Annotated in this window: 11 protein-coding genes and 2 pseudogenes; 2 read left to right on the top strand and 11 right to left on the bottom strand. The window is 58.7% G+C overall.

The annotated features are described in order from the left end of the window. From PH552_RS31035 to PH552_RS31050, 4 genes are all read right to left on the bottom strand, one after another. A partial coding sequence (locus PH552_RS31035) for an amidohydrolase (RefSeq protein ID WP_285166530.1) occupies positions 1–1,397 on the bottom strand: 1,397 nt, incomplete at its 3' end. Continuing rightward, positions 1,397–1,684 carry a XapX domain-containing protein gene (locus PH552_RS31040; RefSeq protein ID WP_112345490.1) on the bottom strand — a complete coding sequence of 96 codons (288 nt, stop codon included), beginning with the start codon at positions 1,682–1,684 and terminating at the stop codon, positions 1,397–1,399. The genes PH552_RS31040 and PH552_RS31035, both read right to left, overlap by 1 nt. Positions 1,685–1,748: 64 nt before the next feature. Then, complete coding sequence (locus PH552_RS31045; protein ID WP_112345491.1) at positions 1,749–2,438, bottom strand: hydrolase; 690 nt, start codon at positions 2,436–2,438, stop codon at positions 1,749–1,751. A gap of 315 nt (positions 2,439–2,753) precedes the next feature. Further along, positions 2,754–3,686: a VOC family protein gene (locus tag PH552_RS31050; protein WP_113251329.1), complete on the bottom strand. Its 933-nt coding sequence runs from the start codon at positions 3,684–3,686 to the stop codon at positions 2,754–2,756. Between the two features lie 111 nt (positions 3,687–3,797). Here PH552_RS31050 and PH552_RS31055 point away from each other — a divergent pair, with 111 nt between their 5' ends. Beyond that, positions 3,798–4,697 carry a LysR family transcriptional regulator gene (locus tag PH552_RS31055; RefSeq protein ID WP_112345493.1) on the top strand — a complete coding sequence of 300 codons (900 nt, stop codon included), beginning with the start codon at positions 3,798–3,800 and terminating at the stop codon, positions 4,695–4,697. A 39-nt stretch (positions 4,698–4,736) separates the two neighbouring features. Here PH552_RS31055 and PH552_RS31060 read toward each other — a convergent pair whose 3' ends face one another. The 7 genes and pseudogenes from PH552_RS31060 to PH552_RS31090 form a co-directional block, all read right to left on the bottom strand. Beyond that, positions 4,737–5,423: a gamma-glutamylcyclotransferase gene (locus tag PH552_RS31060; protein WP_483315517.1), complete on the bottom strand. Its 687-nt coding sequence runs from the start codon at positions 5,421–5,423 to the stop codon at positions 4,737–4,739. 117 nt (positions 5,424–5,540) lie between these two features. Then, positions 5,541–5,998: pseudogene (locus PH552_RS31065) on the bottom strand (RidA family protein). A gap of 94 nt (positions 5,999–6,092) precedes the next feature. Next, a complete protein-coding gene (locus PH552_RS31070) occupies positions 6,093–6,929 on the bottom strand; it encodes an alpha/beta fold hydrolase (RefSeq protein WP_350223721.1) in 837 nt (278 codons plus the stop codon). A gap of 420 nt (positions 6,930–7,349) precedes the next feature. Continuing rightward, a pseudogene (locus PH552_RS31075) lies at positions 7,350–7,719 on the bottom strand (IS6 family transposase); the annotation flags it as partial. Positions 7,720–7,954: 235 nt separating this feature from the next. Beyond that, on the bottom strand, positions 7,955–9,730 hold the full coding sequence (locus PH552_RS31080) for a thiamine pyrophosphate-dependent enzyme (protein WP_113251801.1): 1,776 nt from the start codon (positions 9,728–9,730) through the stop codon (positions 7,955–7,957). A gap of 133 nt (positions 9,731–9,863) precedes the next feature. Further along, positions 9,864–11,048: a 2-isopropylmalate synthase gene (locus PH552_RS31085; protein ID WP_113251800.1), complete on the bottom strand. Its 1,185-nt coding sequence runs from the start codon at positions 11,046–11,048 to the stop codon at positions 9,864–9,866. 760 nt (positions 11,049–11,808) lie between these two features. Beyond that, the gene (locus PH552_RS31090; RefSeq protein WP_112345498.1) at positions 11,809–13,263 is read right to left on the bottom strand and encodes an NCS1 family nucleobase:cation symporter-1; all 1,455 of its coding nucleotides are present in this window, start codon (positions 13,261–13,263) and stop codon (positions 11,809–11,811) included. Between the two features lie 541 nt (positions 13,264–13,804). Between PH552_RS31090 and PH552_RS31095 the strand changes: the two genes are divergently transcribed. Continuing rightward, complete coding sequence (locus PH552_RS31095) at positions 13,805–15,739, top strand: methyl-accepting chemotaxis protein (RefSeq protein WP_112345499.1); 1,935 nt, start codon at positions 13,805–13,807, stop codon at positions 15,737–15,739. The last annotated feature ends 280 nt before the right edge of the window (positions 15,740–16,019 follow it).

Genomic DNA, 16,019 nt, shown 5'->3' on the forward strand with positions numbered 1-16,019 from the left:
GAGACGTTGACGCCCTTGTCGAGCATGCGGGCGATCGGCGGCGTAGCCTCGGCCACGCCGTGACCGTACCGCTCCACGAAGTATTCGCCCTGGTAGGCCATGCGGTGCTGCGTGGCGATGCCGCCGCCGAGGGCCGCGATGCGGTCGATCGAGCGGTCCGAGATGGTTTCGGCATGGTCGAAGAACCAGTTCAGTCCTTCGAGCGGGATATCCTTGTTGACCTTCTCGAACACGTCGAGCGCACGCGAGATCGTCTCGTCATAGGTGGCGTGCAGACGCCAAGGCCAGCGGTTTTCTGCCAGAACGCGCACGACCTCTTCCAGCTCGCCCTCCATTTCCGGAGCCATCTCCGGACGGGGCTGGCGGAAATCCTCGAAGTCCGCGGCGGAGAACACCAGCATCTCGCCCGCACCGTTGTGGCGGAAGTAATCGTTGCCCTGCTTGTATTTGACCGAAGCGGTCCAGTTCAGGAAGTCCTGCTTCTCTTCCTTCGGCTTCTGGGTGAAGAGGTTGTAGGCGAGGCGCACCGTCATCTGGTTCTCGTCGGACAGCTTCTGGATGACGGCGTAATCGTCCGGATAGTTCTGGAAGCCGCCGCCGGCATCGATGACGCCGGTGACGCCGAGGCGGTTCAATTCCCGCATGAAATGACGGGTGGAGTTGACCTGGTAGTCGAAGGGCAGCTTCGGACCCTTGGCAAGTGTCGAATAGAGGATGCCGGCATTCGGCTTGGCCAGCAGCATGCCCGTCGGGTTGCCGTTGGCATCGCGGGTGATCTCGCCGCCGGGCGGGTTCGGTGTATCACGGGTGTAGCCGACGGCGCGGAGAGCGGCGCCGTTCAACAGCGCGCGGTCATAAAGATGCAGCAGAAAGACCGGTGTGTCGGGCGCGACAGCATTGATCTCCTCGATGGTCGGCAGGCGCTTTTCGGCGAACTGGTGCTCGGTGAAGCCGCCGACGACGCGCACCCACTGCGGTGCGGGCGTGATCGCCACCTGGCGCTTCAGCATGTCCATCGCATCGGCGAGCGAGCGCACGCCATCCCAGCGCAGTTCCATGTTGTAGTTCAGACCACCGCGGACGACATGGGTATGGTTGTCGATCAGGCCGGGCAGAACACGCTTGCCCTTGAGGTCGACGATCCTAGTGCCAGAACCAGCCAGCGCCATGATCTCGCTGTCGGATCCGACTTCCAGAAACAGCCCGTCCTTGATGGCGATCGCCGTCGCATTCGGATTGGTTCGGTCAAGGGTCGTCACGCGGCCATTGTGGAGGATCAGGTCGGGATGCATGGTGTCTACTCCGGTCGGGTTGGGATCGGCGGCGTTTGCCGGGGAGAAGAGGTTCGAGAACGCCAGGCTCGATGCGCCTCCAAGAAAGGATCGACGCGTCGTCATCAGCTTCGCTCCTCGGCATTGACCTTCGCCTGATGGGCAGTCTCGATACGATCGGTGCCTTTCGGCAGGTGGCCGAACATGTGCGGCTTGATCTGCTGCATCCAGGAGACGGCAGCCGGTTCCTTATTGATCAGCGTTTTGGCGAAAGGGATGATCTGCTCACCGACCAGAATACCGAGAAGGCCGACAAGGGCGATGACGGGTGGCGCCGGCGAACGGACGTTCAGCAGGCTGTAGACGATGCCGACAAGCAGGCCTGCGCCAAGCGATAGGAGATAGACTTTCATGGGATGTTCTCCGGTTGTGGAAAAAGCCGCACCGACGGGGTTATCGGAGCGGCCTGATCAGGCCTTATTTTGCGGGGTTCGGGCCGATGCGCTTGCCGTGCTTGACGCGTTCCTCTGCGCCGTGAACCATCGTGTAGGCGTAGTCGACGCCCATGCCGTACGCGCCGGAATGCTCCTTCACCAGCTTGGTGACTGCATCGTAGGTCTCCCTGCGAGCCCAATCGCGCTGCCACTCGAGTAGGACTTGCTGCCAGGTGACCGGGATCACACCTGCCTGCACCATGCGGTCCATCGCGTACTTGTGGGCGTCGGCGGAAGTGCCGCCGGAAGCATCGGCGACCATGTAGATCTCGTATTCCGGAACATCATGGAGAGCGGAAAGAGCAAACGTGGTGTTGCAGACCTCGGTCCAGAGACCGGAGACGACGATCTTCTTCCGGCCGCTGGAGGCATTCTTCGCCAGAGCGTCACGGACGTTCTGATCATCCCATGAGTTCATCGAGGTGCGCTCGAGAAGGTCGTTCTCGGGGAAAACGGCAAGCAGCTCGGGAAAGGTGTTGCCAGAGAAGGATTGCGTCTCGACCGTGGTGATCGTGGTCGGGATATTGAAGATCTTGGCGGCCTTGGCGAGGCCGACGACGTTGTTCTTCAGCGTCTGGCGGTCGATCGACTGGACACCAAAGGCCATCTGCGGCTGTTGGTCGATGAAGATGAGCTGGCTGTTCGCCGGGGTCAGGACTTCAAGCTTGGACATGGTTCTTTCCTCTTCGGTTGCGGCCCGCATGCGGTGCCAGAAAATGGTCAGCAGCGGTCGATCGGACGTCGTCTAGCGGCGCTCGTTCTGCAATTCTTTGAGTGTTGCTGGCTCCATTGCGGGCCCTCCACTCGTCGTCTTGGCTGCTGAAAATAAACTTACCGCGCCGTCACCATTCGAGGAATTGCAATAAGACTTTCGATTGAATTGCGCCATTTGAAATAATCGTTTGTCGGAGAGCACGTTAGAAACGAAAGAACGCCGCAATCCTTCCGGATCACGGCGCTGTCATTCCCAACTTTCGGTGACTGCTGCTTATGCCGCCAGCGGCACGAGATTAGCCTGGATCTGTTCGCGGTACTCCTCGTATCTGACCGGAAGCTTAAGGGCTTCGCCGAGATGGGCAGTATCCTCGTCGCGATTGAATCCGGGCTCGTTTGTCGCGACCTCGAAGAGGATACCGCCCGGTGTGCGGAAGTAGATGGCCCAGAAGTAATCGCGATCGATGACGGGGGTGACCTGGTAACCGGTGTCCATCAGCGCCTTGCGCACCTCGAGCTGCTTCTCGCGGCTGTCGACGGCGAATGCGATATGATGCACCGAACCCGCACCCTGTCGCGCGAACGGAGTCTTTGGCAATGCCAATAGATCGATCGTGTCCGCTCCATTCCCGTTGGGTATGATGAAGCGTACAACGTCACCCTCCTTCTCAACGCGCTCATAGCCCATGAAGCCGAGCAGCTCCTCCGTTGCAGCGGTGTCGTGCAGGCTGAAGCGTGCGCCAGCGAAACCGCGGATGGCCGCATCATCTGGAATTCCATCTGCCAGCCATGGAGCACGCTTGTCGTCTGCCGACTCGATCAGCGCAAAGCTGTCGCCGTCCGGTCCCATGAAGCGCAGTCGGGCAGCGCCGAACACAGTGTCGCGTTCCAGACCGTCCACGCCTTGGGTTGTGAAGCGATCCTGCCAGAACTTCAGAGATCCAGCGGGAACGGAGAACTGGGTCTCGCCGACTTCACCGACACCGGGGCGGCCGAGCATCATGTTCGGGAACGGGAAGTAGGTCATCACCGTTCCGGCCGAGCCCGTCTCGTCACCATAGTAGAGGTGATAGACGCTCGGATCGTCGAAGTTAACGGTCTGCTTGACGCGGCGAAGACCCAGCGTGTCGGTGAAGAAGCGGTTGTTCTGCCGCGCGTCCGATGCCATCGAAGTCACGTGGTGCAGTCCCTTGATGTCCTTGATCATCTTGAAATCCTCTCGGCTGTGTTCCGGTGTTGATAAGTATGTACATCGGTTGATCGCCTCTCGGAATTGCAATATTCCTTTTGATTGAATTGCAATTTATGAAACAATGAGATGAACGACTACAAGGCTCTCCGAACCTTTCTCCTCGCCGCTGAGAAGCGGAACTTTGCCCAGGTCGCGCGCGAACTGGACATGACGCCAGCGGCCGTCACACGGGCAATCGCCGCCCTCGAGGCGGAACTTGGCGTGCAGCTCTTCGTCCGCACGACGAGACAGGTATCGTTGACAACCGACGGGGCAATCTTTGCCGCGCAGATCCAGCCAGCGGTCAAGGCTCTGGAGGACGCGCGGCGCGAAGTAATGAACGCACACAAGGCGGACGAAGGTCGGCTGCGTATCAGTGCACCGACATGGTTCGGCAAGACGGTGCTGCCGCCGATCCTGTCTGGGTTTAAGGAACGCTATCCGAAGATGAGCTTCGAGATCTCGCTGTCGGATGGATTGGTGAATATCGTCGATGACGACTACGATCTGGCGATCCGCATCTCGTCGCAGCCTTCGGACAAGTTCACGATCTGGAGGAAGATCCGAGTGGTGCCGCGCATCCTGGTCGCCGCTCCCGGAAGCAGATTCGTCGACATGCAGCACCCGAACGAACTGAAGCCCGACGATTGCCTCGCATACAGCGGCGAAAGCCGGCGTGAGAACTGGGTGCTGTCGGACGGTGGGTCAAGCATTACGATTTCGGCAGGTCGAGCCTTCAGTGCGAACAGCGGAGAGGTTCTGGCGGACATGGCCGCCGATGGCGCGGGTGTCGCGCTACTTCCAGGATTCAACATCGCCGATCACATCAATGGCGGTCGCCTTGTCCACGTCTTCAAGGGATGGGCGCCGCCGGACCTGTGGCTGACGCTGTTCTACCCGCCCTACCAAGCCCTCCCTCCAAGGATTGCGTCATTCTCCAAGTTCTTCGAGGAGCAGATCGCGGCAAAGATGGTCATGTTGGACTGACGCACGCAAATACCGTCACCATGACCTGCCACACCCGTTTCAGATTCGATTATGCTGTTGGAGTGCTCGAAGCCTGGCTGCGACTATTTGCTGGAGCTGCCACAGGTTTCGATCATAGATCTTACGGTCCGCCAGATCCGAAACCGTCCGATGCAGGTATTCCGCGCAAGATCCGGCAGGTCCACATGCCTGGGCGATCAACCCTGCCGCCTCTTGGAGGGGGATCTTCTCCGTGAGTGAGGATTGCCTGCCGCTCGCCCAGAACGTGAGCGCCCTCCGCATACCCGTCGGTGTCTTGACCGCAACCCAACGTACCATGTCGCACACTTCGGCATACCGAATCTCTCGCGCCAGAAGAGTGCGCAGATTCTCCCGCTTGGTAGTGCACGGAAGCTTGAGGACAAGACCCGAACAGCTTCCTCCTGGCCGAAGCGCGAGCATGAGACCGGGCGTTTCGGAGGTGGCTCTGAGCCGCTCAATCCTCAACGAGAACGCACGGTGCCAGCCGTAGGCGACCGCCTCTTCGCTGGCGGCCACCTCAAAACCCGGGTTCCACATCAAGGATCCGTACGCGAACACCCATATCTCCTCGTCACCAGCCTCTTCCTCAACCCTGCTGACGAGGTCGTCGAGCTGCTCCGGCGAGATCGGATTCCAATTGGGTTCCGGTCCCTCGTCCTCGACAATTCTAATGGTCGTGGCGACGAGGTCGGGAGTTAGTTCCATGGTAGCAGGTGCGGGCGCCTCGGCGGCCGGTCTCTTTGACATCGTGTAAACCGTTTCAACGGGTTTGCCGCCGCAGGCCTATCGTCTCCGGCGGCTCATGGAGTTGTTGCCGTCCGATCAATCAACGGATCGGTTGATGATTGCCCGGAACGTGATTTCGACGATCTGCTCGGGGAAGGCCAGTGCCGAGACTCCGATCAGGTTGCTGGCGCACTGAGGCACATCCGTGCCGTACATTTCCTTGCGGACCTTGGATCCGGCCGCAAACACACAAGGAACCTCAAGCACGTACAGTGTCTCTTCAACGACATCATCGAGGGTCGCACCATATCTGGCGAGCAGAGTCTTTGCATTGATGTAGGTCTGGCGGACCTGGCTCTCCATCTGGGAGAAGTCTGCAGGCCGCTTATTCTCATTGAGTTCCGCCAGAGCGACGAGATTGCCTTTGTCATCGTGGCTCAACTGGCCCGAGACATAGATCGTGTCCTTGACCTGTACGGCCTGAACGTATCGGAAGGCACGCTCCAGGCGGCGCCATGGTTCTCTACTTTCTTGGACGGGTTGCTGTCTGTCATGATCGATTCATTTCTTTGAATGATGGCGCGCAGAGTAGGCACTCGTGGTTCATGGAGGCGACGGATGCGTGGGAGGCCGCACCCGCCAGACCGATCAGGCCTTCACGAAGGCAAGGAGATCGGCATTCACGACATCGGCGTTGACGGTCAGCATGCCGTGCGAGAAGCCGGGATAGGTCTTGAGTGTGCCATTCTTCAGGAGCTTGGAAGATTTCAGTGCGGAGTCTGCGATCGGCACGATCTGGTCGTCTTCACCGTGTAGGACCAGCGTCGGGACGGTGATGGCCTTCAGGTCTTCCGTCTGGTCGGTTTCCGAGAAGGCCTTGATGCCGTCGTAATGGGCCTTCGCGCCGCCCATCATGCCCTGGCGCCACCAATTCTGGATCACGCCTTCCTGGACTGTGGCACCATCACGGTTGAAGCCGTAGAACGGGCCGGCCGGAACATCACGGAAGAACTGGGCGCGATTGGCGGCAAGCGCCGAACGGAAACCGTCGAACACTTCGATCGGCAGGCCTTCCGGGTTGGCTTCGGTCTTCAGCATCAGCGGCGGAACAGCGGAGACGAGAACCGCCTTGGCGACGCGGCCCGAAGGCTGGCCGTGCTTGGCAACATAGCGGGCGACTTCACCGCCGCCTGTCGAGTGGCCGATATGGACGGCATTCTTAAGATCGAGCGCTTCGACGACGGCGAAGGCATCCGCGGCGTAGTGATCCATATCATGACCGTCGGAAACCTGGGCGGACCGTCCGTGACCACGGCGATCATGAGCAACGACACGATAACCCTTCGACAGGAAGAACAGCATCTGCGCGTCCCAGTCGTCCGATGACAGCGGCCAGCCATGGTGGAAGACGATCGGCTGAGCGTCCTTCGGACCCCAGTCCTTGTAGAAGATGTCGACTCCGTCCTTAGTGGTCACGTATGCCATTGTCTTGGTTCCTTCGCTGGTATTGATGGCGGCAGCCGCATTGGCTGCGAAGCTGAGAGAGGGGGATATCGTCATGACCGCTGCGGCAACGCCTCCGGAGAGCAGCATGGTCCTGCGGGTCATGGAAGAAAGGCCTTCGGTCATTTCACGTCCTAAAAACTTCGTTTTCGATAGCTTCAGGCGACGCTGAGTTCGTCTGACCGGTTAACAATGCCGCCAGAACGCGTTTGCCACAATTGCATCAATAGTTTCTACTTTATTGCATGAGCCGCAATTATCTCTGTCATCTGATGATGTTCAGGGGCCGAGCGTAAAGTCCCTCGGCAGGTCGCAGCCGCGCCCGACGAAGCAGAGATGGTGCGGATGCTGGAGGGGAGCGGACGCTATCAGATACTGGAAAAACTCGAACAGCGTCCGATCACTCCTACCCCGAGGCCAAACTATCCGCTCCGGTGTCGTGTCGCGACAAGACTGGACGATTTCATCGAGAACATAGCCGTCCTGGTCGACGGCTCGCCAGAGCCAGTATTTCCGACCGCCAATGGAAATCACCCCCTTGTCCAGATGCCAGATGTCCTTTCGGGACGGATTCTTTCTGCGCAGTTGCTTGGCATATGCCGCACGGAATTTGCGACCCCATCGGCGGATGGTTTCGTAAGAAATGACAATGCCGCGTTCCAGAAGCATTTCCTCCATCAAGCGCAGGCTCAGCGGGAAACGGAAATACAGCCACACCGCATGGGCAATGACCGGTGGTGGAAAACGCTGGTTCTTGTAGCTGACGATCGATGGGTTCATCGAGACGGCTTAACCATCAAGCGTTAAGCCGCAAACAACGTGACATCACCCACGCACGCGACAGAGAGCTTCATGAAGACGCTGAAACCGGAAGACCTCCATCAGGCAGCTACCAGACCTTCGCGAACGTTGCCGGATGATTGCCGATGGTCATCAAACGGGTCTGGATCGACGCCGACAATCTCGCCCCGAGGACCAACAATATGCATGAAGGAAGGCGGCGGGCGCTAGAGATTGTTGGCTCGCGGATTTTGTCCCACCACTTGCTCCGCATCTACCGGCACCTCAACCAGGATGGATGGGCGACCAGGGCTGTAGCTTTCACGCATGATCGCGGCCAGATTGCTCAGATCCAGCATCAGCTTCCGGCTTTGCCAGCCGCAGGCGCGCGCCATCGATCCAAAGTCGATGCGGTGCAGATCGCTGTGGTAGCGATCGGATGAATGGTCTGGAATGACCACGGGCAGGCCCTGCACCATGATGCCGAGTGCGCCGTTGTCCAGCACGAACAGGACTAGCCCCAATGATCGTGCTTCGGCCAGGCAACCGGCAATCAACCGGAAGCAGCCATCACCCGTAAAAGCGAAGACCGTCGCATCCGGTTTTGCAAGCTTGGCACCGATTGCCGCGCCGAATGCTCCACCCATTGCCGAACCGCGATAAAGCGAATGGAAGCGAACGTTCGGATGCGGGCGCTGCGTGACATATTGACGATCTTTGTAGGCCAGGCACACATCATCGAACGCAATGCTTCCCGGCTGCCATTGACGATCAAGCTCCTGATAAAATCGGGCAATATCGATCGTCCCGGCGCGTGGCGGCATGATCTCGCGATCATTGAGATCAGCGACAAAAGCCGGTGCCGGAGGGCGCGGCAGCTGAAGACCCTCGAGCCGGCCGATCGCCTCGCTCAGAACCTGATCGATTGGGCCTCGAATATCGAAATATTCGCCGCGCACGCGATGCCGAAACTCACCCCCAACGCTGCCGTATGGCGCGGCCAGATTGGTGAAATTCCATGTCGTATGGGCAGGTATTTCAGAAAAATTAAGGGTATATTCGTCAGGGCAAAACCCGAGGGTGATGACGATATCGTCGGGACCGAGGCTTCTCCAGAGTTGCATTGCGCGATCATTGCCGCCAAATCCCAGATAGCCGAAACCGAAGACATTGTTGCGCGCCACCGCATTCGCCCCGTTTATGCTCCAGACGATCGGTGCCTGTAACGCTTTGCACAAACGTGTGGTGAGGACGGGCATATACGGATACATGGCCGCCTCTTCTCCAGCGAGCACGATGACCCGGCGCCCAGCCGATTGCCGCGGGAATTCGGCCAGGAAATGGGCGAGCGACCCATGGTCGATCCTGTTCGGTCTATGGGCGTAGTCACCGCGCCAAGGCGTATGGGCCGGCTCGGGCACCATCTTTCCGAGTGCCTCCGGCGGCATCAGAAGTGCGATGGGCGAGCCCTGATCGAGGTGTCTGCGGGCCTCGTCAAGTTGTTCTCCGAGGCGTTCCGGATCGTTCAGGACGAATGTGCCTGATGGCAGCTCGGCCATCAGCTGAGTCACGACGTCGGCCCCTTCCGGGCTCGTGTCCTGCAACGGTGCACGATATCGCGTCTCTGCAGGGCTGAGAGGAATGAGGTAGATTGCGGGAATATTGTGCAATTTCGCATCGCTCAGGCCGCAGGTCAGCAGCCGCGTTGCGGCTCCCGTCGTCGCGATGGCCGCACTGATCTTCCCGCTCGCCAGATAGTATCCCAGGGGAATAAAGCCGGCGACGTACTCTCCGATATTGAAAAAAACCGGGCGATCGGCCCCCTCATCGGGGACGATCATCGGCTCGAGATGCTTGAGCAAATGGATGACCCCTCCCCCGGTGACGCCGGCATAGTGATGCACATGCCAGGTCGCCAGCGTTTCGATCAGGAATTCATATCCTGTTTTCGGCTTGACGACCTGAGCATCACCCGCCGTTCCGACTGCAAGATTCACCGTCATTGGCTCGCCTCTCCGCTATGACCTTTTCCTGAATTCAGCAAAGTATTGACATTCGTTCCCCGGACCGGTCAGGCCCGGAGGAAACCCGGTTCCGGCATCGAGCCGATTGCGCTTACATGTTCCGACAGCCGATCTATGCGATGTGTTTTTCCCGTGAGAGCGCTTCCATACCCACGACGGTTGCCAGAAGATCCTCATCGCAAAGCGATGCCTTCTGATCGGCGATATCCTTGAAACGGGAAAAAGCGCGATCGAGATCGGCATCGGAACCGAACTCGATGCCCAGCGAACGCATGTACATGCGAAAACCGTTGCGACCGGAATTCTTTCCGAGCACCAGCCGATATTCATCGGCGCCGACCTCCGCCGCCGTCATGATCTGATAGGTCAACGGGTTCTTCAGCATGCCATCCTGGTGAATGCCGGACTGATGCGAGAACGCGTTCCTGCCGACGATCGCCTTGTTAGGCTGCACAACGAAACCCGTGATCTCCGAAACGAGCCGGGAGGCAGCCGTCAATCGGCGGGTTTCGATCGACGTCCTGCACCGAAAGAAATCCGCGCGCGTATGCAGTGCCATGACGATCTCTTCAAGCGACGCATTGCCCGCTCGCTCACCAATGCCATTGATCGTACATTCGATCTGGCGCGCGCCTTGCCTCGTCGCCTCGAGCGAGTTGGAAACAGCCATGCCAAGATCATTGTGACAATGTGCGGAGAATACGGCCTGGTCGGCGTTCGGTACGACATTGCGCAGATAGGTGAATAGCTTGCCGTATTCGTGCGGCGTGGAGTAGCCGACCGTATCAGGCAGGCTGACCGTGGTTGCACCGGCCTTGATCACCTGTTCCACGAAACGGGCCAGAAACTCGGGCTCCGATCGGCTCGCGTCCTCGCAGGAAAACTCGATATCCTCGGAATAGCGTCGTGCATGGACCACCGCGCGAACGGCATGTTCGAGCACGTTTTCCGGTGTCATTTGCAACTTGTATTTCATGTGAATTGGCGAGGTGGCCAGCACGATATGGATACGAGACGACGCTGCACCGGAAACGGCCTCCGCCGTGAGGTCGATGTCGCGCTCCACCGCGCGGCTCAGGCTGCAAATCGTACTGTCCTTGACGACGCGCGCCACGGCTTTGATCGCTTCGAATTCGCCGGGACTGGAAACGGCAAAGCCGGCCTCGATCACGTCAACTTTCAGCCCTTCGAGCATAAGCGCGATCTCGACCTTTTCAGCCGTATCGAGATTGATGCCGGGGCTTTGCTCACCGTCACGCAAGGTTGTGTCAAAGATGATGATTTTTTCGGTATTCATGCGACTCTCCCGATCGATTGAAGCATCGGCATTGCCGAATTCGTAAGGGTTAGCTGTATGCATTATGCGCAAGTCGCGGCTGATCGACGCTTCGGTCGCACGTCAGAGACGAACTCCATCACGTGATGCAGGTCCTGTAAGATCCGATCCTGTTTGGCCCGATTCTGCGACCCGGTTCTGCGGCATTGTGCACTGAAATATGAGCCGTATCCCGATGGCCCGGGCTCTCGCCCCGCTCGGCTATCCAGACGACCGATGGCTGTATCGGCTCGGGAACGGAATGAATGCAATATGGGGGCGATTGGAAGGGAGCTCGGTCCCCACCGGGGCACGGCCGACAAATAGATGATCGATTTCCGCACCGGTCAGGTGGTTGGCATATTGCCGTTGCAAGGCAGTCCAAGCCACATCGATTTTCGGAGCAGAGATTTCAAAACCTGAGAATTGAGTGTCCATAGCGCACCGAATGGTTACCATGGCGAGGATGGCTGCATTCGTGACAGCGGTATTTTAGAAAACTATGGACTATGTTTAGAAAATTACGGTTTTCTGCTTGGCCAGCGACAGCTGTAGCCGCTTTGCCACACTGATTCCGGCAGCCCGTATTTCAATGATAGGGGGTGGCACCGGCCTCGGTTCGCGAGCGGGAGGGAGCACCCGTCAGTTTCGCACGACCTGCCCCGAGCGCACGTCTTCGAATGAAAGCGCGCGGGAGCCTGAGTTCTGCCCGGCAAGGAGTTGCCGGGCAGAACAGCTCCGATCAAGTCGCAGCCCCGATGGCGGAACCACGAGCGCTCATGCGAAGCAGATAGTAGACCGTCCCGCCAATGCCGACGCCGAAGAACCAGCCGTAGGTTCCCCACCATTCCGGCAGGATCGATGTGAAGGTCGGCAGGATCGACGAGAACAGCGCGCCGACCACAAAGGCGATGAAGGCATTTCTATGCCAGCCGTTCTGGAAGCGAAACTCTCCGTTTTCCTGGTAGAGCGCCGTGACATTGAGCTCGCCTTTCCGGATCAGATAGTAATCCACCATCATGATCCCGAAAATCGGCCCCATGCTCGAACCGATGAAATTGACGAAATGCGCGGCACTCGTCTCCCAGGGCGCGAACGGATAGAGCACCAGCGCGATGAGGGCGGCGATATAGCCGCCTCGCTTGAAGCTGATCTGCCTTGGGAAAACATTCGAGAAGTCGAATGCCGGTGAAACGAAGTTTGCGACCACGTTGATGCCAAGCGTTGCGACCGCAAAGGTCAATGCGGCAAGCAGCGCCAGGAACCAGCTCTCGAACTTCGCCGAAATCGCTTCGGGATGCAGAAGCACTTCGCCGTAAACGGTGAAGGCAGCCGTCGTGGTTACCCCGGCGACGAGGCAGAAGGCGAGCAGGTTGATCGGGAGGCCCCAAAGATTGCCCTTGCGCAAGGTCTTGGTGTCCTTGGCGTAACGCGAGAAATCGCAGAAATTCAAATAAAGCGCCGCAAAGTAGGTGATCCAGGTGGCGGCCACAGCCGCAAGCGCCGGGAAGGATCCAGGCTCACCGGGCACACCCGCGTCCTTCGTCTTTTCCAAAAGGACCTCGCGCGGAATTTCACTGCCGAAGGAAAACGTGCCTGCCTTGATGACCAGATAGATCGCCAGCACTAGCATCATGATCCAGACGGCGGGGCCGGCCAGATCCTGAAATTTGCGCACCGTCTCCATGCCGCGCTGAATGATCAAAAGCTGCAGCGCCCATATGACGACGTAGCAGATGACCTCGAGCGTTGAATGGCCGAGCATGTGGCTGCTTTGATGGAATGCGAGAATGCTCTCGTTGCGGATCAGAAGCGCGACGATCGCGCCCGAGGCGGCCGCGGTCTGGGCGCCATACCAGAAGCAGGCGACGATAGCCCGCACCAGCGCCGGGACATTCGCGCCGAAGGTTCCAAACGAGGCGCGGGCAAGGACCGGAAAGGGAACGCCTGTCTTGACGCCGGCGTTGCCGACGAGGCTCATCAGGAAGAAGATGACCAGCGAGCCGATGCCGATCGCAATCACGAAGTTGATGAAGCTACCGCACAACAGGAAGAGACTCGCGGCAAGATAATATCCCCAAAGGCTGTGAACGTCCGATGTCCACACATTGAAGATACTGAACGCCCCCCACTTCCTCTCTTCGGCAGGCGCCAGATCCTCGTTGTACAAGGCAGGCGATGGATTTTGTATGGTCATTTCCTCTCTCCCCAATCTTTCAGAGTCCGCCGGACTCTTCGCGAAGAGTGCTCCCCAAATGCTGATATGACAATCGCGATGGGGTGCCGCGGATGGCTTTTCCAGCTCATAATCGCGGTACTTCGTCATTCGACGCGCCTACGCCAACCTAAACGTTAGCCATAACTTACAATAGATACACCCAAGCAAAAACCCAGTATAGATTGATGTAATCGGCGGCATTTTATCGTGGAATGGTACGTCCTTATCAAAATTCCAAAATATCCTCGAACGACTATTGCTGGACTGCAGCTCTTTTTAAGAATGCAACTTTTGGAGGTTGCTGCATCTGCTAACGCCTGATCGAAGTAACGTTGGTCGATTCATCTGATTTTCCGTCATTAATTGTTTCATCAGATGTATCTGTCATCTTTCACGCTGCAGCGCCAAGATGCGACGAGCAGGATGCTCATGCCTGCAATGTTCCCGATTTTCAGAGCAGGCGATCGTCGCGGCCTTCGCCGCGCGGGCGGTCACCGACTCCCAAAAAGTGGATGAGCCCATGAGCATTTTTCAGAACGCAAAAATCAGAACAAAAGTTCTTACGATCATAATTCCCATCTGTCTGATCGGGATCGCCGGTGTCCTCGTTGTAGCAAGCGAATATAGGGACACAGTTGCCACCTACTCGAATTTCATCGCCAAGGATGAGACGGCGGCGGTGGAGATGTCCAGAGCCAGCCAGCGCATGACCGCGATGAGTTACAACGCCTACCAGATCCTGCAATATCCAGCGGCGGATTCACGGATGGCGGGGTTCTCAAACGATTACCGGGACAACAAGCAAGTTCTTCTGAAGCGTTTGGCGAACGCCAGGCAGCTGATTCCAGCGGAAGCGGATACCATCGATAAGCTGGCCGCGACGGCAAATGATATCATCGCTCTGACCGACCAAGCCGTGAACGCCGGCCTGGTCGATGATAACGATACCGCCGCCAAGCTCTTGAAGCAGGTCGATCCGATGATCAATGACGAGCTCGTTTCGATTCGTCAGTGGCTCGATGTGTTCAACAAGTCCCTCAACGACAAGAGCAACATGTTGGCGGCACAAGCAAGCGGCACCATTGGCGACGCTGTGATCGCGCTCGGTGTTCTCTTTGCCGCCGCCATCGCAATCGCCTTCCTCGTGTCGACGCGCGGCATTGCCGCTCCCATCGAACGCCTGCGGGCACGCATGGTCGCGCTGGCGGCCGGCAATACCGAGGAGCCTGTTTCAGGGATCGAGCGCAAGGACGAAGTCGGTCAGATGGCTACGGCTGTCTCCGTCTTTCGCAACAGTGCCATCGAACGCATACGATTGGAGGAAGAAGCCGCTGCCGGCCGCAGCCTCTCCGAAAAGGAACGTCTGGAACGCGAGGCGCAGAAGGCCAAGGATGCCGCTGACGCCCAATTCGCTGTCGACAGCCTGGCAAACGGCCTCGGAGAGCTTTCGAACGGCAACCTGGCTTATCGCCTGGATCAGCCCTTCGTCGCCCATCTTGATCGCCTGAGAGCAGATTTCAACGCCTCGATGGCAAAGGTCGAAGAGACGCTTGTCGCTGTCGGCCAGGGCGGTCAGGCGATCGCGGCCGGTGCCAACCAGATCCGCTCTGCCGCAGAGGATCTTTCCAAGCGTACCGAACAGCAGGCGGCCTCCGTCGAGGAGACGGCCGCCGCACTTGAGGAAATCACGACCACCGTCAAGGATTCCACCCGGCGGGCGGAGGAGGCAAGCTCGCTGGTCGGCCGCGCCCGCATCGGCGCGGAAAAATCCGGCGAGGTCATGCAGCAGGCGATCGCCGCGATGGAAGCAATCTCGAAATCGTCCGGCGAAATCAATAACATCATCGGTGTCATCGATGACATCGCCTTCCAGACGAACCTGCTTGCCCTCAATGCCGGCGTCGAGGCGGCGCGTGCCGGTGAAGCCGGCAAGGGCTTTGCCGTCGTCGCGCAGGAAGTGCGCGAGCTTGCACAGCGATCCGCCACGGCGGCAAAGGAGATCAAGGCACTCATTTCCACATCGGGACAGCAGGTCGACAGCGGTGTGGATCTTGTTACGAGAACCGGGCGATCGCTGCAGCAGATCGTCAAGGAAGTGGAAGAAATCGATCGCAACGTGCGCGCGATCGTCGAGGCTGCCCGCGAACAGGCAACCGGCCTGCAGGAGATCAACACGGCCGTCAACAGCATCGACCAAGGGACGCAGCAGAACGCGGCAATGGTCGAGGAATCGACGGCTGCCAGCCACAGCCTTGCCAAGGAGGTGACGGCGCTGAACGACGTTCTCGGACAGTTCAACCTGCAAAATGGCCGCAGCCGCGCACGGCCGGCCGTCGCGACGGAACGGGCGAGCCCCGCCGCATCGCCGGCACGCTCGCTCAGGGCCAAGATTGCCGGCGCATTCGGCGGCTCCGGTGCCGCGGCAGCGGCAGCTGCAACCTGGGAAGAGTTCTGATCCTGCGCGCCTCGGCCGTCCCTGGAAGGGATTGCCGGGCTTCGAAATCAAGAAGAACGCGGGAAGGTGCGGCCTTCCCGCGACCGTGTCCGACCCATATGTTAAGGCCGGCCTGACAGAGGGAAAAGGACAAGACCACCTGCGTGTCGCAGCTCAATCGTGAACCGCCAGCCTAGAGGTCGCCCGTTTTGCGATCGACAGATCGTGCGAGAGCTGGAAACTTTTCTGCCTTTCAGAACTTTGATTACGCGAACGGCTTTGCATGAATGAAGCCTCTCGT

It is taken from the genome of Rhizobium aureum (genome assembly GCF_030182495.1).
GTDB lineage: Bacteria > Pseudomonadota > Alphaproteobacteria > Rhizobiales > Rhizobiaceae > Rhizobium > Rhizobium tropici_C.